The organism is Treponema sp. B152 (assembly GCF_024181665.1).
GTDB lineage: Bacteria > Spirochaetota > Spirochaetia > Treponematales > Treponemataceae > Treponema_B > Treponema_B denticola.
The window spans coordinates 854,906-876,928 of record NZ_CP058668.1; the positions used below are offsets into that span (position 1 = coordinate 854,906).

Genomic DNA, 22,023 nt, shown 5'->3' on the forward strand with positions numbered 1-22,023 from the left:
AAATGACAGCTGAAAAGATTTTTGAAATTCCGCAAATGTCTGCGGATTGGATCAGGAATGAACTGAATAAGAAATTCAAACCTGATGAGGCCGAAAAAAAGTATCGGGAGGTTATTGAAACCTACGAAAAGTTTGCAAATGATGCACCGAGTATCGGCGGCAAAGACAATCCGATGTCTAAAAACTTTTACGGAGCCCTTTCGGCCTTTGCGTATTATGAATGTATGAACCGCAGTATGCTGCCCGATGAAATTACGGCTATGTGTTACGGTATGATGATCGGCAATAAAAAAGGCGGTCAGCTTTCGCGGTTCAACCTTAACAATAGGCTGGTGCAAAAACTCTTTCACGGGCTTTTCGGTCTGAGAGCACGCAAGCTGAACAAGCACAAAGAAGACGGCTCATGGAACAATACATGGGGAATGAAAATAAACCCGCTGCATCACAAAGAAGGAATCAGCATTCACCTGATCGGATGCCCCATTGCCGATTTTGCAAAAAAGAACGGATACGGTGAATTGATGCCGTATTTTTGCGAAACGGATAAGGCGGTTATGGAACATTTCGGAGGCACTCTTTACAGAGAACACACCGTTGCCGACGGATACGAAGACTGCGACTATTGGATTAAAAACAAAGGCGAATAATTCTTTTCAGGCAGTTTTTTCAATGCCTTGCTTTTTTGTAAAAAATCGCTTATAATCGGCTTCCAATGAATCTTGAAGCTTTTATTTTAGGCTGCGGCGGAATGATGCCGCTTCCATATAGACATTTAACATCGGTTTTGCTTCGCCGTGAGGGCGATTTGTTTTTGTTTGATTGCGGAGAGGGTACTCAGGTTGCCCTGCGCCGCCTAAACTTGCGCTGGAAAAGAATCAATGCTATTTTTATAAGCCATACTCATGCCGACCATATAACGGGGCTTCCGGGGCTTCTGATGCTTTCATCCCAAGTTGACAGGGAAGAACCTCTTTACATAATAGGTCCTCCAAAGGTTGCCGAATATGTGGAAACCAGCCGGAAAGTTTTAGATATGTATATCAATTATGAAATTATCGTAAAAGAAATAAAAGAACCGGGAGTCGTTTATTCTACCGAGGAATTTCAGGTACGTTCTTTTTGGCTGGATCATACAAAGCCCTGTATGGGATACACCTTTGAAGAGTTTGAGAGGCCGGGGGAATTTAATCCCGAAGCTGCAAGAGCCTTAAATGTTCCATGCGGGCCACTTTGGTCAAAGCTCCAAGGAGGAAATGAAGTAGTCTCTGCTGACGGAAAAACTATCCGCCCCGAAGATGTTATGGGTCCTAAAAGAAAGGGCAGAAAATTCAGTTTTGTAACCGACACAAAATATTTACCATCCATTGCTCAAGAAGTAAAACATTCCGACTTTTTTGTATGCGAGGGGATGTTTGAAAAAGGTATGGAAAAAGATGCTGCCGAAAAAAAACACATGACATGTACTCAGGCAGCTCAAATCGCTAAGGATGCCGAGGTCAAAAAGATGGCCCTAATTCATTACAGTCCGAGGTACACCGATAACGAGCTTAAAGTTCTTTTGGACCATGCCAGAGAAGTTTTCCCCGAAACGATCCTTTCAAAAGACAGAATGAATATTCAATTGGAATATGAAGACTAAAAATTCTTGTAAAGCCTATTTTATAATTTGACATAAATCTGAAAACAGTGTATAATTTATTAAATTTGTTAGATTAATTGTCTGTAAGAAACTTAATTCTTAATTTTTTGGCAATTAACATACAAAAAAGGAGTTTCTATGAAGAATATTGTTAAAATTTTCATCGGTTGTCTTCTAATTCTTGGAGTGCTGACTTCTTGCAGCAAAGAAGAAGGCAAAAAGGCTTTGATGGTCGGTATGGTTACGGATGCCGGAACCATAGACGATAAATCCTTTAACCAAGGAACTTGGGAAGGTATTAAAAAAGCCGAAAGTGATCTTGGTGTAAAGGTTAAATATTTAAAACCTGTCGGAACAACCGAAGCCGACTACATCAAAGAGATCTCAAACCTATATGATTCAGGATATAAATTTATTATTTGTCCCGGATTTAAATTTGAGACAGCTGTATTTAAGGCCCAGTCCAAGTACAAAGATGCAAAATTTATTATAATCGACGGAAATGCTCATCCTGCCGATGCATATGATGCCCAAAACGGACCTAATACAATCGGAATCAGCTTTTTAGAAAATGAAGCCGGTTTCTTGGCCGGTGTTGCCGCTGCTTTGCAGCAAAAAACCGGAAATTTCGGCTTTATCGGCGGTATGGAAATCCCTGCAGTACAAAAATTTAACTGGGGATGGCAGCAAGGTATTAAGTATGCAAACGAAAACCTCGGTACCCAAATTGAGATTTATCCTGAAAACTTCATATATCAGGGCGGATTTTCCGACATTGCAGCAGGTCAGCAGATTGCTGCTTCTATGTATGACAGGGGCGTTACCGTAATCCATGCTGCAGCCGGAGGTGTTGGTGTAGGCGTTATAAATGAAGCAAAAACCAGAACTCAGGCAGGAAAAAAAGTTTGGGTAGTAGGTGTTGACGTTGATCAATATGCGGAAGGAGTCATAGCAGACGGTTCTTCTATAATTCTTACATCTGCAATGAAGTATCTTGACAAGGCTTCTTATGATATGATTAAAGAAGAATTGAACGGAACATTCGCCGGCGGACGCTCATTATTGTTCTCTGTAAAAGAAAACGGCGTAGGAATTCCTGCTAAGAATCCTAACCTTTCCGATGATGTACAGCAAAAGGTAAACGAAATTTATCAAAAAATAAAGAACGGTGAGATTGTAGTAAGTGCAACTCAAGGCGATTTATTTAAATAAAACTTAAAGAAGTTTACAAAGGCCTCCTTCTAAAGAAAGTGCCTTTCTAAAGAAAGGGGGCTGTTTCTTATTTTTTGAGGAGTTCAAATTGTCCCATAGTGATTATGTGATTGAAATGAGAAATATCCGCAAGGAATTTCCCGGAATTGTGGCAAACGATGATATAAGCCTATGCGTTAAACAGGGAGAAATACACGCGATTTTGGGAGAAAACGGAGCGGGGAAGTCGACCCTGATGAGCATCCTTTTCGGTCTTTACCATGCCGATAGTGGAGAAATCTATGTAAAGGGAAACAAGGTAAAAATAAACAGCCCCAACGATGCAAACGATCTGGGGATAGGAATGGTGCATCAGCATTTTAAGCTCATTCATAATTTTACCGTAACCGAAAATATCATTTTGGGTAAAGAAGGCGGTTTTATCCTAAACGAAAAAGAAGCCGAAAAGCGGATAAAAGAGTTAAGCGATAAATACGGCCTTTTTATTGAACCTGATGCTCTTATAAGCAATATCACTGTAGGTATGCAGCAAAGGGTTGAAATATTAAAAATGCTTTACAGGAATGCCGACATTCTCATCTTCGATGAACCTACGGCAGTTTTAACCCCTCAAGAAATAAACGAACTTATGCAGATTATGCGGAACCTTGCCGCAGAAGGTAAGGCCATAATTCTTATTACCCATAAATTACAGGAAATTTTGGATGTAGCCGACAAGTGTACGATTATACGGCGTGGAAAATTAATAGATGTTGTCGATGTAGCTTCTACAACCAAAAATGAACTTGCCTCCAAGATGGTTGGCCGTCCCGTAGACTTTAAGGTTCCGAAAGGGCCTTCAAATCCGGGAAAGCCGATTCTCGAAATTAAAAACTTAAACGTATTAAAAGAAAAAAAACTGCCTGCCGTAAGGGATTTTTCTCTTGAGGTTAGGGCAGGGGAAATCGTAGGCATAGCCGGCGTAGACGGAAACGGTCAAAGCGAGCTTGTTTATGCCCTTTCAGGCCTCATGCCTGTCGAGTCCGGCAGTATACTTTTAGACGGAAAAGATATTACAAACTTTTCTGTAAGAAAAAGAGCAGAATCGGGCTTAGGCCATGTTCCTGAAGACAGGCAAAAACACGGTCTTATTTTGCAATATTCTATTGCCGAAAACATGGTCATAAAATCCTATTACAAACAAAACTTCCAAAAACACGGTTTTTTAAATAAGGAAAAAATAAAAAGTTTTGCCCAAAAAATCAGCGAAATCTTCGATGTCCGCTCCGGTTCCGGGATAGAATCCAAGGCGGGGAATTTAAGCGGTGGCAATCAGCAGAAGGCCATTTTAGGAAGAGAAATTACCCTTGATCCGCCTCTTTTAATAGCGGTAAACCCGACACGCGGGCTTGATGTAGGAGCTATAGAATCTATCCACAAGGAACTGGTAAAACACAGGGATAACGGAAGAGCTGTTCTTTTAATTTCCTTTGAACTTGACGAAATATTTAACCTTTCAGATAGGATAGCAGTCATGCACAGGGGCTCTTTAAGCGGAATTGTACGCCCTGAAGAAACTACTGCCGAAGAAGTTGGGCTTATGATGGCCGGTATGGGAGGAAAAAATGAGTAAGCTTAAAATACGATTTAAAGACTTTAACATAGCCGAAAACAATTTTATTATCAGTTTTTCCGCTGTTTTACTCGGCCTTATTGCCGGTGCCGTTTTTATAGCTGTTTCAGGCACAAATCCGTTTTTGGCCTTTTCCTACCTTTTCCGGGGCGGCCTAATGAATATAGAGCGTATAGGAAATACCCTTGCAACGGCTACGATTCTCTTGTTTGTAGGACTTTCGGTCAGCTTTGCTTTTAAAACGGGGCTTTTTAATATCGGTGCTTCAGGACAGATGCTCATTGGAGGCCTTTTTGCAACCTTTATAGCCTTAAACAGTTCAATGCCTCGCCCTGTTTTGTTGCTTGTTTTAATAATAGCCGCCATGATTGGAGGAGCCCTTTGGGCTGCTTTGCCCGGTCTTTTAAAAGCCGTATTCAATGTACATGAGGTCGTTTCTACCATAATGATGAACTGGATAGCCTATTGGATAGTTTATTATTCGGTTCAAGGCTATCTAAAGGCCGAATTTATCGAGACCGAAAGCCGCTCCATCGCTGTAGAACACACCTTGAGGGCAGGGTGGCTGAGTAATCTCTTCGGAAGCGAGTATATAAATTACGGCATATTTTTAGGTATTTTAGGAATTATTCTTGTAAAAATAATATTGGATAAAACGACTCTGGGTTTTGAGCTAAAGGCTGCAGGATATAATAAGAGCGGAGCTGAATATGCAGGCATCAAGGTAAACAGAAATATTATCTTTTCCATGATGATTGCCGGAGCTCTTTCAGGCCTTGCAGGTTTAACCTATTATGCAGGTTATTCCCTTAACATGCAGATCGGTGTTTTACCTTCTCAAGGTTTTGACGGAATAGCTGTCGCTCTTCTAGGTGCCGGAAATTCGATAGGTGTTGCTTTAAGCTCCATCTTTTTCGGTATTCTCCATGTGGGGAAGGGCTTTATGAGCGCCAACACAAATGTTCCGCCCGAAATAGCCGATACCATCATCGCAGTTATCATTTATTTTACGGCTACAAGTTTATTGTTAAAGAAATTTTGGTCTAAAATCCAAAAAAATAAGGAAAAAACCGTCAAGGAGGCGAACTAATTATGTGGTATACTTTAACTTCAATATTTCCCTATGTTATAGCATATACAATTCCGCTTTTAGTTACTTCTTTAGGCGGACTTTATAGTGAGAGGAGCGGAGTAGTAAATTTAGGGCTTGAAGGCCTCATGCTTGTAGGCAGTTTTGCCGCAGCTATTACCATCCATCTTTTGGAAGGTTTGATACCCTCCGGCCTTCTTATCCCCATAGGCCTTTTAGCTGCCGTAATTATGGGAATCTTATATTCTCTTTTACATGCCTTTGCTTCAATTACATTAAAGGCCGATCAGATTATAAGCGGTACTGCCATAAATATGTTGGCTGCAGCCTTGACGGTTTATACCGCAAGAGCCATCTTAGGTTCGGGAAATGTCCGTGTAAACAGCATAATCAGAAAAAATATTCCCGGCTTGGCGAATATTCCCGTTTTAGGGCCTTTATTCTTTTCTCAAAGTTATTGGAGTACATGGCTTGTTTTGGCTATTTTGGTTTTTTCTTGGTTTTTACTTTATAAGACCTCATTCGGTCTCAGGCTCCGAGCCTGCGGAGAACATCCTTCGGCCGTAGCCAGTGCAGGTGTAAATGTTCATAAGATGCGATACTTTGCCGTATGTGCGAGCGGTGCCTTGGCCGGTTTAGGCGGAGCCGTTATTCTCGTAACCTATTCCGGTGAATTTAACGGCAGTGTTGACGGCCTTGGTTTTTTAGCCCTTGCAGCTCTAATCTTCGGTCAATGGAAGCCTTTAGGCATCTTGGGTGCAACCTTCTTTTTTGGTTTTGCCCGTACGGTTGCAAATGTTTCTCAGGTTATCCCTTCCTTGAGCCTTATTCCGCCTGTTTGGCTTAAAATGTTCCCTTATATGGTAACCTTGATAGCCCTTGTCCTTTTCAGTAAAAATTCGGCGGCTCCCAAGGCTGACGGGGAACCTTATTAAGTTTTTTAATAAGGGAGAGCCTATGAAAAAACGCTTTTTTCGGCCGTTCAGTCTTATATTTAGTCTTTTTATAGCCTTTAATCTTTTTGGGCAAGAAAATACCGAAGCGGCCTTGTCCGAAAAGGTTCTTGGTATAGAGGGCATCTGGGAGAATGGAGGCCGGTTTATAGAATTTTCAAGAGATAGTGAAAAAAATTCTCTCGATATGAGGGTTGTTCTAAAGCCTTATTACCGCTTTGTATACGAAAAAATGGGGAATTTTTCTTCCTCCATAGAAGCCCTTGAAAATTCTAAAAGTCAATTTTATTTGAGGGTAAACTATCCCTATGTTAAAAAAGCCGTTGTTTTTCCCGTATGTATAGAAAACGGCTTTTTTTTTACTTCATTTTATAAAAAAATCCCTTATGAGGTAAAAGAAGAAAGCTCGGATAATCTTTTAGAAACAAAAGATGAAAACTCTGAAAGCTCCCTTGGCGATAAAAAGAATCTTCTGGACGGCTTTTGGATAGAGCAGGGCAGTCCTGACGGCATCCTTCTTTATCCAAATGAAGCTCCGTCTTCAATAGACGCTTATTTTTTTACCGGAGACGATTATATCCGTTTCCGCTATTGGCTTGATGACCTTGAGTATAATGACAAAAAAGTAATTGTAAAAGGAAATGACGGAACCGGTTACGAATTCCCCCGCCTTTTAAAGAGAGGCAGCCTTGTTTATTCATGCGTTACCAATACCGGCAGTATTTTACGCAATTATGAAACGGGAAAGTATACAACTTCTTCTGATTCAAATGCTGAAAATACCCAAGGCTTATTTTTAAGTTTTAATCCCCTTGGTGCAGGCCCCGGAACTCATGCCGTTCCCGATACTTATCCCAAAGCGCAGTTTTCGGTTTTAGAAAATTTACCTCTTTATATACTGGATGAAGGAAAGGTCTTTGCAATGGGCTCTCCATTTTTGATCAGATCCGATATTAAAGATTTGGATGCCGAAATCGAAAAACAGAATGCAAAGCGAAGGCCTCCGCCTGAGCCGTCTATACCGACTGAAGACTTATAAAAAAGGAAGGAATTATGCATTATAAGGTTTTGTTTAGGATTGAAAAGTTTAACTTAATAGATAAGCTAAAGCATAAGATAACAAACTACAAAAGATATTGTGAAGAATTGGGCGATACTGCCGAGATTGAGGTTGTTTTTGCCGGTGATGTTGTAAAATACTTTGAAAGTCTTGAAAACGATTTTACGGATTCGGGACTAGACATAGCCCTATGCCACAATGCCCTTACAGGACAAAACATGCCCGATATAAATTATAAAAATATTAGAACCGTCAGGGCCGGAATAGGCGAAATCATAAGCCGGAAAGCTGAAGGTTTTATCGAATATACGATAGAATAAAGATGCACTATAAAATTAAAAAGGTACCAGGAGTTTTTAATCATAGGTACCTCTTTAAATCTTGTTATTTTAAGCTTCTTATTCTTTAGGCCATGTCAAAACCTTTTCGCAAAGGGCTGCAAAGTCCTTTGCTACTTTTTTTGCATCATCTACCGGGATGACGGCTTCTTGATTTAAGGTTTTCTCAAAGAAATGCTCAATCAATTTAAAGGTATCGTGAAGAGGGTAAAATAGGAAAGCAAAGTTAATTCCTACAGGTTTTACTACCGTAAAAGCCGAAATAGCTTCTTGAGGAGTTTTGCTGTAAATAATGGTGGATTGATTTTTTGCAGTGTGAATATTGGATTCTTTAAATTTCAAAGGCACTTGAAAGTTTTTATCTCTAAATACAGGTTCGGTTGCCTTGTGGGGGAAGTTTGGCGGTTCTACCAATAAGAAAAGTTTTTTTCCGTTTGTTTGGAATGTTAATCCGTCACCGGTCATATAAATGTCTTTTACTATTGAATACGAAATTATTTCATAAACACTGTAGGCCGAATCTTCCTTAAAAAAAGATGAAACAATGTATCCTTCATCCATAGGCAATTTGTTTTGAGCATAAGCTTCAAAAAGGTCAATTGCTTTTAAATTCGACATAAAAATCTCCTTTTGATTTATTGTTGAATTATATACTATTTTTTTTAAGTCTTCAAGGCTTAACTCAAACTTTGTCAATAATTTTATAAAAAAAGACCTTGACATTTTTTCCGTTTTTTAGCATAATGTCCACCTTGCTTGGTGGGTATAGTTCAGGGGTAGAGCGCCAGATTGTGGTTCTGGTTGTCGTGGGTTCAAATCCCACTACCCACCCTCTGCGGAGCTTGCAAGGCTTCGCATTTTTTGCGCCTGTAGCTCAGCTGGATAGAGCATCGGACTTCGAATCCGCAGGTCGCACGTTCGAATCGTGTCGGGCGCATAGATTTGCCGCCTATTTTACTGTTTCCATAATTTTTAATTACTTGACAAAACAGTCTGATTTTGATAGGCTTAAAAATCTATTTTATTGTTATAAGAGGTGACGAATGGCGATTAAACAGCCTAAGGGAAAAACAGTTAGACGACTCGGCGTTAATATTTACGGCAACCCAAAATATGACAAACTTTTGGATCGCAAGCCGAATGGTCCCGGAAAAGAACGCGGCGCAAGAAAACGGGGCAAGACTTCTGTTTATGGTGAACAATTAAAGGAAAAACAAAAATTCAGATTTGCTTATGGAATTTCGGAACGGCAGTTTAGGAATTTATATAAAAAAGCAAGCCGAATGCCCGGTGTTACCGGTGATAATATGATTTCCTTGATGGAACAGCGTTTGGATAATACGATTTATCGAATGGGCTTTGCTATCAGCCGTGCACAGGCCAGACAAATGGTCACGCATGCTTATTTCTTTATTAACGGAAAGCCCGTAAACATTCCCTCGATGTGCGTAAGTGTAAACGATGTTATTACAACAAAAAATAAAAAAGGTATTCAAAACCTTATCCGTCATAATATGAGCACTTCTCAAAGTGCGAGAGGTTCTTGGCTCACAATTGATGACGAAAAACTTTCTGCAACGGTAAATATTTTACCTGTTACTACGGATATTCAGCCCGTAGGAAATATCCAGAACGTTGTTGAATACTATTCAAGAAATGCTTAAGTCTTAGCTTTAAACTCAAACTTGGATTTAAGCTCTTGCACAAAACGGCTCATTCAAAGGATGAGCTGTTTTTTTATTCGTGCGGAGGCTTTAATACCCCGACGCTATGCGTCGTAACAAAGGGTATTAAAGCCGACTGCAACCACCTTATGAGAACAACATACCCCGATGCTCTGCATTGGGGTTGTTGATTCGTGCTCACCATGCTTGATTTTTTGCTTCTTTAGTTCTATAATAGTAAACACAATTAAATTTGGAGAACTTAGATGAGCGATAATCCCGAGACCGTATTAGATCAAAAAAATGATGAAGCCGTTGTTGTAGAAAATAATGTTTTAGAAAATGATAACGAAGCTTCCTTGGAAGAAAAGAAAACACCCGAAACAAAAGAAGTAAAAATCAAAAAAAAGCACGGTGTTTTCTTTAAAATCGGAATGACTTTTTTAGTCATTGTACTTGTATTGGTTTTACCTGTTGCGGGTTTTCTTATTTATTCTGCAATCGATGGTATAAATCCTATCGAGTATATACCTGAAGGGCATTATGCCTATGTAAACATAGATTCTGCAGGGGAATTTTTACAAAAGACTCTTTCAATGCAGACCCTTGATTCGGTTTTAAGCTCGCCTGAAACTGCTCAATTACAGGGAACTATCCGTTCTTTTAGAGCCTCTCCAATGCTATCCTCATGGTGGTTCGGTTCTGCCTCAAATATCAGCTTAGACATTGCGGCCTATCCCAACGGTAGTTTCTTGATTTTTGCTAAACTGGGCTTCCGTTCGGCAGGAACAAGGCTTTTACCCCTTATTTTAAAATTTAAGCCTGACTTATTGGCTGATTTAAAAGAGCTTAAGCCTCTTGACGAAAACGGTATAAGTTTTTGGCAGTATAATTTGGGCAGCGGTCAAGCTATATATCTCTTAAATTATAAAGACTCCGTAATTGCTTCTACATCCAAAGATTTATTTTTTTCGGCCCTATCTAAAAAGCATGAAGATGAGCACATTAAAACTTTGCGTAAATTTATCAAAGAAAAGAAGGGCGGAACTTTAAGCATATTAAGTGATGTAAATTATTTTACCAAAGACACGCCAAAAGACGATTCTATAAGCAATAATGTTGTGCGGGCTCTTAAATTTCCGGAAAATGCAAAGATAGATCTTAGCTTGGATTATAAAGATATACGTCTTTCAGGACTTTGTAAGTGGGAAACCGAATCCGAGGGCTTAAATACTATTCTTCAAAGACAAGCCTTTATTCCGGGCATATTGAACAGGCTCCCCAAATCCGCCGACTATATAAGTTTGATAAACATGGGGGACCCCCAATTTTTATTCCAAAACGGAAAAGATATTTTAGGTTCATCTATATTGCAATCATATAATTCGGCAAATAAGGCAGCCAAATTTGTTTTTAATAAGAGCATCGATGACTTGCTTTTTTCATGGATGGGCGAAGAGATAGGTGTTTTTGAAGTAAAACAATCCGATGTTCCTATCTTTTTTGTTTCATTAAAAGACGAAAAACTATGCAGGCAAGCCCTCGAATTAATCTATTCCTCATTTTTTGTAAACAGAAATATCTCGGCCCTTGTTGACGGTATAAGAATACCGCGCATAGAATTCCCCGATATTTTAACGGCTCTTTTGCGGGCCTTTAAGGTTGAGCTTCCCACTCCTTTTTATGTTATTGAAGGCGGTTATCTTTATCTTTCGCAGAGTGCCGAAGCTCTAGCTTCTACATTAAATGATGTAAAAAGAGGAGATTTGCTTGTAAAAACCGAAAACTGGAAAAACATAACAAAATCTTTTTCTCCCGAAACCTCCGTCTTTGTTTATTATAGTTTGGAAAATCAAGTTCCCTCATTTTTAAGAACAAATGAGGTTTTACAATCCGTCTTAAAAGGTTTCGGACGGGGCCTGATCTCAATCCGGTTTGAAAAAGAAAAAACCGTTAAATTTGAGGTTTATGCTCAAAAAACCGAAGCTCATTCCTTGGGAGAGCTTTCTGCTTTTCCATTCGAATTTAATTCAAGGTTGAGCTCGAACCTTTATTGCGGAAAGGGGACAAACAATGTTCCATTTGCTTATTGGGTAAGCGGAACAAACCTATATGCCCTAAATTTAGCCGATAGACAATTAAAATCGATTAAACTCGATGATAAGGCTTATTTGAACCTCGATATTAAAAAAGGTATTGTGGATTCCGTTTGGGCAGTATCTGCTCGAGGAACCGTTTACAAAACGGATTATAATCTGGAAGTGTCCTCAGGCTTTCCGATTTTAACCGGAGAAAAGTTAAGCTCTTCTCCGGCGATTATACAGGACAAGATAGTTGTTCCGGTTGCAAATAAGCCCGTTCTTTTATATGTAGACAGCTCAGCTTCCTTTTATTATTCGGATGAGATGAATACGCGTTTAAAAACTGCTCCCGCAGTGTACGGTAATTTTATTACGGCTATTCCCCGTTCTTTTGACAGCTACATGTATGTTTTTGATGATAAGGGAAAAATTATTTCAGGTTACCCCAAAGAGCTTGACGGTATCTCGGCAGTTCAGCCTATTCTATATAAAAATAATACTTATGAAGCCGTCTTAACGGAGCAGGGCTTATTCTCTCTTAAGCCTTCACTTATACAGGGAAAAGAGGAGACTGTTTATTCCATAGACCTTAACAGCTCTTGTAAAACTCAACCCGTCTATTCCGAAAAGCTAAAAATGTTCTTTTTGATTACCGATAACGGCTTTTTATATAAGATAGATACCGAATGTAATATAATAGACAAAATTCCTTTAAAGCAAAAAAATGCATCCGATTATCTTATTACGCTTATCGATCTTGATTCGGACGGTTATGATGATGTGCTTGTTTCGGGAGGAGGAAATTCCATATATGCTTATAGTGCGAACCTTTCGCCCATAAACGGTTTTCCTGTTGCAGGAACGGGAATTCCTTATCTAATCGATGTAGACGGAAACGGAAGGCCTGAATTGATAACCTGCGGTATAGATAACCGCATTCATTCTTATACGGGAGTTTCAAAATGAAAAATAAATTTATTCTTTTGCTGCTTTGTGTTTTGATGGTTTTTGTATCTTGTTCAACAATACAAAAAGATTCGATTTATTCTACTACATTATCTCAAGATAATATTCGGAATGTGGAGCATATTGAAATTAACATTGTCAGGCAGTACAGGGAAAACAATCAGGAAAAGATTGAAGATATAAAAAAGGATTTAAATGCTCTTTTAGCTGTTCCTTCATCGGATAGATCCTATCTTGCCTTGTTGTATGCCCTTTATGCCGATTACTTTTTACTAAACAGGGACAAGGTTTCTGCCAAAAAAATGCTTAAAACTGCGGAAAGCTATAATCCTCACGAAGAATATGTGCATTTGGTTAAATCGCGGCTAACCGACAAGCTTGAAGACAAAAGAGATTATTTGATTTCGATGATTAAATTGAATCCGAGGGCATACAGGCTGCAATCGGAGCTGGGCTTTGTCTATTACCTCTTGGAAGATTATACTAGGGCGCTTGTTGCCTTTGATGCTTCTTTGGATTTTTTAAATGAAGAGTACGGTCTTCTTTACGGTGAAAAGAGGGAGTACTGCCGTAAATTCTATAAGGTGGATTCGGATGTTAAAAACTCTACGGCTCAAATTTTAACTCAAAGTAAGATAAGCTTAATAGATATGACAACCCTTACTCAGGATAATACCCATGCCCTTGATTCAATTACGGGTACGGCTTTTTGGCGGCCTGCAATGCTTGCAGACAGGCTAAAGGCTGCAGGCTGGTATGACGATTCGGTCAATATTTCAAAAGGAAAGGCAACAAGGAAGGATGCAGCTCTTTTTTTGTGGCACCTCCTTATAGGTAATGATAATGAAGCCCTCACTCAATACAGCCGCCAATATGTCTATAGCGGAAAATCGAGCCCCATAAAGGATGTTGCCATCGACGGAGTTTTCTTTGATGCAATCATAGGCTTGGTAGAAGAAGATATAATTCCCCTGATTGACGGTCGGCTCTTTGTGCCTGACGGGGATGTTTCCGGTCTTGATTTTTATGAATGGCTGAAAAAAGCCGACGGTTTGAGATAAAATCAACAAGCCCGGCGCGAGCGTCAAGTGCCGGTTTGTAAATTGCCGATAGCGTTTATCGATTATTTTTACTCAATTTTATACTGCAGCAGCAAAATTCTCAAATCTTCTTTGTTTGTTACACCGAAAAGACGGCATGCTGCTGCCATATCTTTTTTTACAACCGAAGTGCTTACATGATATTCGGCAGCAAGCTCTTCGTATGTTTTTCCGCCGTTGACCGTACCTTGAATAAAAAACTTTTGCCGCTCCGAAATGCCGTAGTCCGACAAGCATAAGGCTGAGCCCTTGGCAGGGAGCGGAATTTCAGGACTAATAACTTCTTCAACAGGTAAAAGAAAGGACAGCTTTGATTCCAGTTTTTTATAAAGACAGACCAGAAGCCCGAAGTGAAAAAAAGTAAGTGCAATTTCGAATATCGCCATTTTTATATTAAACGAAAAATAAATACCTATCGTAATGAGTATCCAGTACAAACAGAGTGCTGCGATCTTTTCTTTATAGCGGGTTTTAAAATCTCCGTTTACAAAAACCATAACGCAGCCTGCAGTAAAAAGGAGGGTGCCTATGCCGACAAAACCCATATGAGCGGTAACCCCGCCTTCGATAAAAAACAATAGATACGTAATCATTTTACAGCCCGGTTTTATAAACAAAAAGACACACAAACAGGCGGCAACCGCATTAACGGCAACATCAATCCACCGTACAACCAAAATGAACCCTGCAAGAGGAATTTGAGTGGTAATATTAAGCACGAGTGCAACACACAACGCAAAAAAAGCGGATGCATACATAATACGGTTTACGGTAAAAAATTTTCTCATAACAGAGCTAGTATAAAAAAATACGGTATAAAATGCAAGTAGACGCTTTTCAATTTTTAATTGGTAATTGGCAATTATGTGACATCGGTTACTTTTAAAATACGCTCATCTGTGCTATAATATCCATGGGGAGGTGCCTATGAGTACTTCAAACAGAAAATACAAAGACTCGGTGTTCGTCGACCTTTTCAGTGAGGATGAAAAAGCAAAAGAAAACTTTTTGTCGCTTTATAACGCTCTGCATGGAACGAACTTGAAAGATACAGAGCAGCTAAAAACGGTCAGGCTCGATCAAGTTCTCTATATGACATTCTATAACGATGTATCTTATCTTGTCGATAACAAAATAATAGTCCTTGCAGAACATCAATCGACGATAAATCCCAATATGCCCCTCCGCTGTCTTGAGTATGTCAGCCGCTTGTATGAAACCCTCTTTGAATCAAAAGAAAAATACAGCCGTAAGCTCTTAAAAATTCCGGTTCCTGAGTTTTATGTTTTTTATAATGGTGAGGAACCATATCCTTCCGATAAAACTCTGAAACTATCGGAGGCCTTTATAGAAAGAGGAACGGAAACTAATCTTGAGTTGACCGTTAAAGTAATAAACATAAACCGGCAAACCCGTCATCCCGTATTGGAAAATTGCCGGACAATGCAGGAATACAGTATATTTGTGGAAACGGTGCGCAAGTGGAAAGAGATAGATAGTCAAAACGGTTTTGAAAAAGCCGTTGAAGAATGTATAGAAAATAATATTTTGCGTGAATATCTAAAACGCAAGACGAAGGAGGTATTGAATATGTTACTGGCAGAATATGATTATGAAACAGATATTGCAGTACAGCGAGCCGAAGAACATGAAATCGCCTTTGCCGAAGGAATTGAGCAAGGTTTTTCCGACGGTTCATACAAAAAAGCTCTTGAAACGGCAAAAAACTTAATTGGGTTAAGATTGTCGATTGAAGATATAGCACAAGCCACCGGCCTTAGTAAAGAAGAAGTGGAAGCGATTAATTAATTGGTAATGGATAATGAATAATTGGTGAATACTTGAATTTGACCGTAAAGAGCACAACAAATATGCCTTGCGAATTTTAACTTTTGGAGGTTTTAATTTGCTCTTTGCACCAGTCTACAACAATATCCATTTCAACAAACCGGAGCCATTCATCTACATCATGTTCAAGGTCATTTTTCATATATTAATATTCCTTCGGTTGAAACCGTTTTTTCCAGTGTGGGCCTTTTTATGCGCTCATCAAAGTTTAATACATCGTTTACAATTACATCGCAAGGGGTTGTTCTGCAGTTACGAATAGCCCGATATGCTTTTTGAGAAAGTAAAATCGGATTACCGCTTTTTTCGTCTACAACCACATAAAAATCGTAGTCGCTTGTTTCGGTTTCTTCGTTGCGTGCATAGGAGCCGAAAAGATAAATGCGTGCGGGGTCGAGAGCTTCTTTTATTTTTTCCGTTATTTGTTTGATTTCTTCCGTTATCATCGGTTATATTATACACAAAAAATAGGACATTTGCAACGGAGAAAAACACAACAATGCCGTAAATTTCAAGTGGTTCCATTCTCACGATGTTTTGCCGTAAGGCAAAACTCGAAGCTCGATTAAAAAATATACCTCCTGTATATTTTTTAATCACGAGTTTTAGGCTTTCTGCCTAAAACATCGTATGCTTAAACCACCCGCCATCCATGGCGGGAAAAACACGGATGTACAATCCTTCAGCGGCACGGATGCCGCTGGTTCCACGCCTTGCGAGTTTTTTGCGCAAGCAAAAACACTCGAAGCTGAAAAATGTACAAGGATGTACATTTTTCAGCGAGTAACCAAAGTTCTTTTTCGGTAACCTTGGTTCTTTTTAGCAATATGAGTCCGTTTTAAATAGATAAAATATTAAAACCGTAGTATTATGCCCTCATGAAAAGACTTTTAAAAATTTTAACGGCGGCAGTTGCCGTAATTTTACTTTTTACAGCTTGTCAACAATTTCTGGACAATCCGGAAGATTTTTTAAGCTATTGGGCTAGCGAGAGCTTTGTCAAAGACCATAGCATCGGTTCGGCAGCTAGACCGGACGAAGCGGGTGTGCCTTGTGTCAGCTCTTCAGAAAAGGTGACTATTATGCTTACAGTGCATAACCCGAAAAACTTTTCGCTCGTTATGCCGACCGCTTCGGCACCTGCAGGCATTGTCGAATTTAAAGAACTTTCCGAACAGCCTGCGGCAGAAACCGAGTATGAACTGAAACAAGGCGATTCCGGCACGCTGAAGCTTACATATAAAAAAGCCTTTTTACAAAAATACGAACAAGGTTCAGGCAGTTTAAACCCGACCATCACCCTTAAAGCTAAAGACGGCAGGGTATTCAAGAAAACCTACACCTTCGGTATAAAATCGAACACTCCGCCGCCTGCACCTAAAGATATCGTAATTGCAAAGACAAAAGGAGAAGACTCTCGTTATGTGCTCTGTCTTAAATTCGATCCGGATGAAATGAAAAAGACGGTAACGATAAACTCACACGAGGTAAAGATACACAATGACATTAAAAACATTACAATAGAAAAGAAGGACTCATCAAACAATGGCTCATCCTATAAGCTTTCATACAAAGGTGATGATTCGGACTTTCAAACACCTGACGGAGACTCGTTTATCACGCACGGGTCCGTAGCTAAATTAACCGAAGACATACCGCCACCACAAGAGAAGTGGGTTTTATACTACAAAACGGACATAAAAATAGGAGCCAATAACGAGCAAACTTCGTACACCGTAACCTTGCGCGACAAAGAAGGCGTTACTTCGGATGAGGCTGCCGCAACGATAGCAGCAAGCGGTCCGACTCACACCGTAACATTCAGCGTAGCGGGCGGACAGGGCGGCTCTCTTACAGGCACATACAACGAGGAGACTAAAACGGCAAGCGGAGGCACAGAACAAACTTTTAACGTCTCGAGTGGAAGTACGGTAACCTTTACCGCAACGCCCACAAATCCAAACCAATACAAGGTTGGAAACTGGACTTGTACACCTTCGACAGACTTTACAGGAACAAGCGGAAGCCAGACTGCCACGCTTACCGTAAAGGCAGATACAACTGTAACCGTACAATTTGTAGAGCTTAATGCCCTAACTCCGACTGAGCTTAAAATACACGGGCAAAACGCTTTGGGTGGTTCCGTTACACTGCCTTATACCGTAGTAAATCAAGTGGCGAAAAGCGATATAAGTCTTGCGTTTAGCGGATACCCGAGTATTCCGTTTACCGTAATACCGCAATTGCCGCTTACCTTACAGCCGGGAGAGACTAAAAGCATTACCATAAACGTTGCGGCAAGTCCGGGAAATTATCTTGCGTGGTCAAAAATGGTCAGCATAACCCGATCAAAAAATGACGTTGCAAACTTAAAGAGCTTTAAACTTAACGGAGAAACCAAAACAGTTCCTTTTGCTAATGAATACACGGTCGCTTCCGATACGGCAGAAGTAAAAGATTTTACCTTTGATACTGCCAGCACGGGAGCAACGGCAAGCGTAAGTCCTCAAGGAAACGTAAACATACCCATAGGTTCGGGAAGAAATTTTACAATCACGGTAAAAGCTCAAGACGGTACTGTAAAGCAGAACGTAACATTTACCGTAAAACGCAAAGAATACACCGTAAACTACAGCGTAGACGGCGGACAGGGCAAGATTCAAGCCGGTTCATACACTCCGACAACAAACAGCAGCCTTTCAGTTGCGCACAACGGAAGCGTAACCTTTACCGCTCATCCCGATAATGGCTGGGAAGTAGACAGCTGGAAAGTTGACGGCATCACAGTATCAGGTCAAACGGGTACAACCTATCACCTTTCCAACGTAACCGGCGATAAAACCGTAACGGTCAAGTTTAAACCGGGTGTATTCGATTTAGCAGGCGGCCCCAATGCGTGGAAGCGCCTTAAAGAAGAAGTTGAAAAAACGGAAGGCGCCCATACCATCACTATCAGCGGGGAAATAACGGCAACGAACGACCCGGACAATAACGGAAAAATTAGTATCCGCAGAGAACTTATTATCAAGAGCAGCGGCTCTTCCGCCTCTTTGAATGCAAGCAATCTGTCGGGTGTTTTTGATGTGAACAACAAGCTCACCCTTGAAAATATAACGCTTAAAAACGGCACAGAGCCCGGAAACCGCACAGGCGCCGGCGCATACGTAAACAGCACGCTCATTATGAAAGGCTCAAGCGCTATCACCAACTGCTCGGCGCACAAAGGCGGCGGCGTATACGTAAACAACGGTACGCTCATTATGCAAGACTCAAGCACTATCTCCAGCTGCACGGCGACCGATAAGGGCAGCGGCGTATACGTAGCCGGCACATTCGAGATGAAAGGCAATGCAAGAGTGAATACAAACAACGACGTCTATTTGGAAAGCGGCAAAAGCATTACCGTAACCGGCTCATTGAGCCACCACCCCGCCGCACGGATAACGCCTAACAACTATACCAACGGCAGAGTCCTTGCAACGGGGGCTGCCGAAAAAGCGAACTTTAAGGTAACACCTCAAGACGGCAATAAATACTGGCGGTTCAAAAAGCAGGGCGGTGAAGTAAAGTTTGTACCGGCAAAACTGAAGGTTACCTTTAATAAAATAAAATGCGTAGAAGTGAAAGACGCCAGTTCTGAGGCCGAATATTATTGGACGATGAAGGTTGGCAAGTATGTGATAGCCGAACGTCCAAGCAACAGTGTATGGGATGCCAAAAAAGGTCATATATATGAATTTATCGAAAATGGTGAATATAACAAGTATTTTAACTGGGATTTCAGCTACTTTCCTATAAGTGAAATACCGGATATAAATACCACACCGAAAAATTACATCCCGGTATATATCAACATCATGGAATATGACAAATCCGACCCCGATGATCATATCGGTACGACCAAGGCACATCTGACCTATGATTATGACAATGATCAATGGAAATGGGAATATGACGGTTCGCAGTCTCACGGAAACCAAGAAAGCAATCCCCATATTACGATAGGCGACGGCGGTGAAGAAATATTTACGGAAGAATACCGCACTAACGACGGCGACACCGATGTTACGATTACGATAAGCTGGAAAGAGTAATGCAATTGGTAATTTGGTTTAATGTATAATTAATAAAGTATAATTAATAATTGTTAATGGAGAATTGATGTGAAGAAAAATTATGTAAAAACAGTACTCTGTGTGCCGGTGTTTTTGTGGATTATGGGAGCTTCCGTTCTGTTTGCCCAAGAGGTTGAGGATGAACCTAAGAGAAAAAAAGACGGCCTTCATTGGTCTTTGGGTCTTTCGGCGGAAGGGAATATGAATGTACCGAAAGGCTATGCCTTGGGTGCAGGTCTTTACGGGATGTTTGTACTGCCTGATTGGGTAAAGGCCGGCAGGTTTTCAGCCGGTGCAAAGCTCTTGTATTCGACGGGATTTAAAAGATACAGTCTTCTTGATACGGCTCTTTTATTCCGCTGGAACTTCTATGATTTTGCAAAGTTTAAAACCTGCGATTCGGGCTTTTTTGTTCAGGCGGAAGGAGGCGTTTCCTTAGGCTGGAACGGAAAGGCCGCAAAACCCTTTGTATTCGGTTTGGGAGAAGGAACATTCGGTTACCGCTTTGCAGTAAAAAACTTTTTTATCGAACCCTATATAAGAGGCGGCTACCCCGTAATCTGGGCTGCCGGAATCAGCGGAGGATTTAGAATATGAAAAAACGGAAAAGTCGGATTTTAGTTTTATTTTTGGCGGTACTTTTAGTATCAGTTTCTGCTTGTGAAAACCCGTTTTTAAAGAAGATGTTGGTTGAGGAGGAAAAGGGAAAAACCGTACCTGAAAAACCGCAGGCCCCCTTTGTCGAAGGCGGCGCCTCGCTCATCTTAAGCCCCGACAAGCTCAACATCCAAGTTAAGGCAGTAACCTCGGACGGTTCCGCCGTAGCTGTAGAAGGCTGTACCGAAACGGAGCTTACAAGCGGCGCCCAAACCGTGTTGCGCGCAAAAGGCACTGTTGTTATCCTCAAAGGCAAGATCACTGAGCTGTACTGCAGCGAAAATCAGCTTACCGAGCTTAACGTGCAGGGCTTAACTGCTTTGAAAACGCTGTCCTGCTGGGGCAATCAGCTGACCGCCCTTAACGTGCAGGGCTTAACTGCTTTGAAAACGCTGTCCTGCTGGGGCAATCAGCTGACCGCCCTTAACGTGCAGGGCTTAACCGCTTTGGAATGGCTGTCCTGCAGCAAAAATCAGCTTACCGAACTTAATGTGCAGGGCTTAACCGCTTTGCAAGAGCTGTACTGCAACAGCAATCAGCTCACCGAACTTAACGTGCAGGGCTTAACCGCTTTGAAAAAGCTGTACTGCGGAACAAATCAGCTCACCGAACTTAACGTGCAGGGCTTAACTGCTTTGAAAGAGCTGTACTGCAGCGAAAATCAGCTTACCGAGCTTAACGTGCAGGGCTTAACCGTTTTGGAACGGCTGTTCTGCTGGGGCAATCAGCTGACCGCCCTTAACGTGCAGGGCTTAACCGCTTTGAAAGAGCTGGACTGCGGCGGCAATCAGCTTACCGAGCTTAACGTGCAGGGCTTAAACAATTTGCAAAAGCTGAACTGCAACAGCAATCAGCTCACCGAGCTTAACGTGCAGGGCTTAACTGCTTTGAAAGAGCTGGACTGCAGCGAAAATCAGCTCACCGCCCTTAACGTGCAGGGCTTAACTGCTTTGCAAGAGCTGTCCTGCAGCGAAAATCAGCTCACCGAGCTTAATGTGCAGGGCTTAACCGCCTTGCAAGGGCTGTCCTGCGCCGACAATAATCTTACCGCACTTAATGTGCAGGGCTTAACCGCTTTGAAATGGCTGTACTGCGGCGGCAATCAGCTTACCGAGCTTAACGTGCAGGGCTTAACCGCTTTGAAAAAGCTGTACTGCGGCCGCAATCAGCTTACCGAGCTTAACGTGCAGGGCTTAACTGCTTTGCAAGAGCTGAACTGCGCCGCCAATCAGCTTACCGAGCTTAACGTGCAGGGCTGTACCGCTTTGCAAGGGCTGGAGTGCTGGAGCAATCAGCTCACCGAACTTGACGTGCAGGGCTGTACCGCTTTGCAAGGGGTGCACTGCTACGGCAACCGGCTCACCGCCATTAATGTACAGGGCTGCACCGCTTTGCGAACGCTGAACTGCTGGAGCAATCAGCTTAATGCAGACGCATTTAAAAAGCTCTTTACCGATTTACCGAAGAAACAGGATGGTGATGGCGCGAGTTGTGTTCTTTACACCGAACAAACAGGCGTTACCGAAGGCAATTGCAAAGATTTTAGCGCTCCGCAAGACTTGAAGGATGCCTTTGATAATGCTAAAAATAACAAGAAGTGGAAGATGTATAAGTGGAATGGAAGCTGGCCAGGGGTTGAGATTTAATTCTAATGGGTAATGGAGAATTGATAACCTATTATCAATTAA

General features: G+C 41.2%; 18 protein-coding genes and 2 tRNA genes. 17 read left to right on the forward strand and 3 right to left on the reverse strand.

What is annotated here, in order from left to right:
* Nucleotides 1-2 precede the first annotated feature (2 nt).
* From HYB91_RS03795 to HYB91_RS03830, 8 genes are all read left to right on the forward strand, one after another.
* Complete coding sequence (locus HYB91_RS03795) at nucleotides 3-647, forward strand: L-2-amino-thiazoline-4-carboxylic acid hydrolase (RefSeq protein WP_002675329.1); 645 nt, start codon at nucleotides 3-5, stop codon at nucleotides 645-647.
* Between the two features lie 65 nt (nucleotides 648-712).
* Complete coding sequence (locus tag HYB91_RS03800; RefSeq protein ID WP_002675327.1) at nucleotides 713-1,639, forward strand: ribonuclease Z; 927 nt, start codon at nucleotides 713-715, stop codon at nucleotides 1,637-1,639.
* A gap of 138 nt (nucleotides 1,640-1,777) precedes the next feature.
* Nucleotides 1,778-2,851: a BMP family lipoprotein gene (locus tag HYB91_RS03805; RefSeq protein WP_002669780.1), complete on the forward strand. Its 1,074-nt coding sequence runs from the start codon at nucleotides 1,778-1,780 to the stop codon at nucleotides 2,849-2,851.
* 88 nt (nucleotides 2,852-2,939) lie between these two features.
* Entirely contained in the window at nucleotides 2,940-4,463 is a 1,524-nt protein-coding gene (locus tag HYB91_RS03810) for an ABC transporter ATP-binding protein (RefSeq protein ID WP_002683413.1), read from the forward strand.
* On the forward strand, nucleotides 4,456-5,553 hold the full coding sequence (locus HYB91_RS03815; protein WP_002675321.1) for an ABC transporter permease: 1,098 nt from the start codon (nucleotides 4,456-4,458) through the stop codon (nucleotides 5,551-5,553). Before HYB91_RS03810 ends, HYB91_RS03815 begins: the two co-directional genes overlap by 8 nt.
* 2 nt (nucleotides 5,554-5,555) lie before the next feature.
* A complete protein-coding gene (locus tag HYB91_RS03820; protein WP_002675319.1) occupies nucleotides 5,556-6,488 on the forward strand; it encodes an ABC transporter permease in 933 nt (310 codons plus the stop codon).
* Nucleotides 6,489-6,510: 22 nt separating this feature from the next.
* Nucleotides 6,511-7,545, forward strand: coding sequence for a hypothetical protein (locus HYB91_RS03825; protein WP_002675317.1), 1,035 nt, complete (start codon nucleotides 6,511-6,513; stop codon nucleotides 7,543-7,545).
* Between the two features lie 14 nt (nucleotides 7,546-7,559).
* The gene (locus HYB91_RS03830; RefSeq protein WP_002669775.1) at nucleotides 7,560-7,886 is read left to right on the forward strand and encodes a DsrE family protein; all 327 of its coding nucleotides are present in this window, start codon (nucleotides 7,560-7,562) and stop codon (nucleotides 7,884-7,886) included.
* Between the two features lie 78 nt (nucleotides 7,887-7,964).
* On the opposite strand, the gene HYB91_RS03835 is transcribed toward HYB91_RS03830, so the two are convergent.
* Nucleotides 7,965-8,522: a hypothetical protein gene (locus tag HYB91_RS03835; RefSeq protein WP_002675315.1), complete on the reverse strand. Its 558-nt coding sequence runs from the start codon at nucleotides 8,520-8,522 to the stop codon at nucleotides 7,965-7,967.
* Nucleotides 8,523-8,663: 141 nt separating this feature from the next.
* Between HYB91_RS03835 and HYB91_RS03840 the strand changes: the two genes are divergently transcribed.
* The 5 genes from HYB91_RS03840 to HYB91_RS03860 all read left to right on the forward strand — a co-directional run bounded on the left by HYB91_RS03840 (nucleotide 8,664) and on the right by HYB91_RS03860 (nucleotide 13,676).
* Nucleotides 8,664-8,735, forward strand: a tRNA-His gene (locus HYB91_RS03840).
* A gap of 32 nt (nucleotides 8,736-8,767) precedes the next feature.
* Nucleotides 8,768-8,841 (forward strand) — tRNA-Arg (locus HYB91_RS03845).
* A 106-nt stretch (nucleotides 8,842-8,947) separates the two neighbouring features.
* Entirely contained in the window at nucleotides 8,948-9,568 is a 621-nt protein-coding gene (rpsD, locus tag HYB91_RS03850; RefSeq protein WP_002669771.1) for a 30S ribosomal protein S4, read from the forward strand.
* Nucleotides 9,569-9,834: 266 nt separating this feature from the next.
* Nucleotides 9,835-12,615: an FG-GAP repeat domain-containing protein gene (locus HYB91_RS03855; protein ID WP_002675313.1), complete on the forward strand. Its 2,781-nt coding sequence runs from the start codon at nucleotides 9,835-9,837 to the stop codon at nucleotides 12,613-12,615.
* Nucleotides 12,612-13,676 carry a hypothetical protein gene (locus HYB91_RS03860; RefSeq protein WP_002675306.1) on the forward strand — a complete coding sequence of 355 codons (1,065 nt, stop codon included), beginning with the start codon at nucleotides 12,612-12,614 and terminating at the stop codon, nucleotides 13,674-13,676. Before HYB91_RS03855 ends, HYB91_RS03860 begins: the two co-directional genes overlap by 4 nt.
* 68 nt (nucleotides 13,677-13,744) lie before the next feature.
* Here HYB91_RS03860 and HYB91_RS03865 read toward each other — a convergent pair whose 3' ends face one another.
* Complete coding sequence (locus HYB91_RS03865; RefSeq protein WP_002674962.1) at nucleotides 13,745-14,503, reverse strand: hypothetical protein; 759 nt, start codon at nucleotides 14,501-14,503, stop codon at nucleotides 13,745-13,747.
* A 139-nt stretch (nucleotides 14,504-14,642) separates the two neighbouring features.
* Between HYB91_RS03865 and HYB91_RS03870 the strand changes: the two genes are divergently transcribed.
* Complete coding sequence (locus HYB91_RS03870; protein ID WP_002674964.1) at nucleotides 14,643-15,524, forward strand: Rpn family recombination-promoting nuclease/putative transposase; 882 nt, start codon at nucleotides 14,643-14,645, stop codon at nucleotides 15,522-15,524.
* A gap of 170 nt (nucleotides 15,525-15,694) precedes the next feature.
* Here the strand turns inward: HYB91_RS03870 and HYB91_RS03875 are convergent, their stop codons facing one another.
* Nucleotides 15,695-16,009: a nucleotidyltransferase family protein gene (locus tag HYB91_RS03875; RefSeq protein WP_002669761.1), complete on the reverse strand. Its 315-nt coding sequence runs from the start codon at nucleotides 16,007-16,009 to the stop codon at nucleotides 15,695-15,697.
* Nucleotides 16,010-16,441: 432 nt separating this feature from the next.
* Here HYB91_RS03875 and HYB91_RS03880 point away from each other — a divergent pair, with 432 nt between their 5' ends.
* The 3 genes from HYB91_RS03880 to HYB91_RS03890 all read left to right on the forward strand — a co-directional run bounded on the left by HYB91_RS03880 (nucleotide 16,442) and on the right by HYB91_RS03890 (nucleotide 21,981).
* Complete coding sequence (locus tag HYB91_RS03880) at nucleotides 16,442-19,657, forward strand: InlB B-repeat-containing protein (protein WP_253719636.1); 3,216 nt, start codon at nucleotides 16,442-16,444, stop codon at nucleotides 19,655-19,657.
* Nucleotides 19,658-19,726: 69 nt separating this feature from the next.
* Nucleotides 19,727-20,275: a hypothetical protein gene (locus HYB91_RS03885; RefSeq protein ID WP_002675304.1), complete on the forward strand. Its 549-nt coding sequence runs from the start codon at nucleotides 19,727-19,729 to the stop codon at nucleotides 20,273-20,275.
* Nucleotides 20,272-21,981, forward strand: a complete 1,710-nt coding sequence (locus HYB91_RS03890; protein ID WP_253719637.1) for a leucine-rich repeat domain-containing protein — start codon at nucleotides 20,272-20,274, stop codon at nucleotides 21,979-21,981. The genes HYB91_RS03885 and HYB91_RS03890 overlap by 4 nt, the downstream gene beginning before the upstream one ends.
* Nucleotides 21,982-22,023 lie beyond the last annotated feature (42 nt).

What these genes read in the sequence shown, in the direction of transcription:
- HYB91_RS03795 (WP_002675329.1), top strand. Translation starts at nt 3, where the DNA reads ATGACAGCTGAAAAGATTTTTGAAATTCCGCAAATGTCTGCGGATTGG.
- HYB91_RS03800 (WP_002675327.1), top strand. Translation starts at nt 713, where the DNA reads ATGAATCTTGAAGCTTTTATTTTAGGCTGCGGCGGAATGATGCCGCTT.
- HYB91_RS03805 (WP_002669780.1), top strand. Translation starts at nt 1,778, where the DNA reads ATGAAGAATATTGTTAAAATTTTCATCGGTTGTCTTCTAATTCTTGGA.
- HYB91_RS03815 (WP_002675321.1), top strand. Translation starts at nt 4,456, where the DNA reads ATGAGTAAGCTTAAAATACGATTTAAAGACTTTAACATAGCCGAAAAC.
- HYB91_RS03820 (WP_002675319.1), top strand. Translation starts at nt 5,556, where the DNA reads ATGTGGTATACTTTAACTTCAATATTTCCCTATGTTATAGCATATACA.
- HYB91_RS03825 (WP_002675317.1), top strand. Translation starts at nt 6,511, where the DNA reads ATGAAAAAACGCTTTTTTCGGCCGTTCAGTCTTATATTTAGTCTTTTT.
- HYB91_RS03830 (WP_002669775.1), top strand. Translation starts at nt 7,560, where the DNA reads ATGCATTATAAGGTTTTGTTTAGGATTGAAAAGTTTAACTTAATAGAT.
- HYB91_RS03835 (WP_002675315.1), bottom strand. Translation starts at nt 8,522, where the DNA reads ATGTCGAATTTAAAAGCAATTGACCTTTTTGAAGCTTATGCTCAAAAC.
- rpsD (WP_002669771.1), top strand. Translation starts at nt 8,948, where the DNA reads ATGGCGATTAAACAGCCTAAGGGAAAAACAGTTAGACGACTCGGCGTT.
- HYB91_RS03855 (WP_002675313.1), top strand. Translation starts at nt 9,835, where the DNA reads ATGAGCGATAATCCCGAGACCGTATTAGATCAAAAAAATGATGAAGCC.
- HYB91_RS03860 (WP_002675306.1), top strand. Translation starts at nt 12,612, where the DNA reads ATGAAAAATAAATTTATTCTTTTGCTGCTTTGTGTTTTGATGGTTTTT.
- HYB91_RS03865 (WP_002674962.1), bottom strand. Translation starts at nt 14,503, where the DNA reads ATGAGAAAATTTTTTACCGTAAACCGTATTATGTATGCATCCGCTTTT.
- HYB91_RS03870 (WP_002674964.1), top strand. Translation starts at nt 14,643, where the DNA reads ATGAGTACTTCAAACAGAAAATACAAAGACTCGGTGTTCGTCGACCTT.
- HYB91_RS03875 (WP_002669761.1), bottom strand. Translation starts at nt 16,009, where the DNA reads ATGATAACGGAAGAAATCAAACAAATAACGGAAAAAATAAAAGAAGCT.
- HYB91_RS03880 (WP_253719636.1), top strand. Translation starts at nt 16,442, where the DNA reads ATGAAAAGACTTTTAAAAATTTTAACGGCGGCAGTTGCCGTAATTTTA.
- HYB91_RS03890 (WP_253719637.1), top strand. Translation starts at nt 20,272, where the DNA reads ATGAAAAAACGGAAAAGTCGGATTTTAGTTTTATTTTTGGCGGTACTT.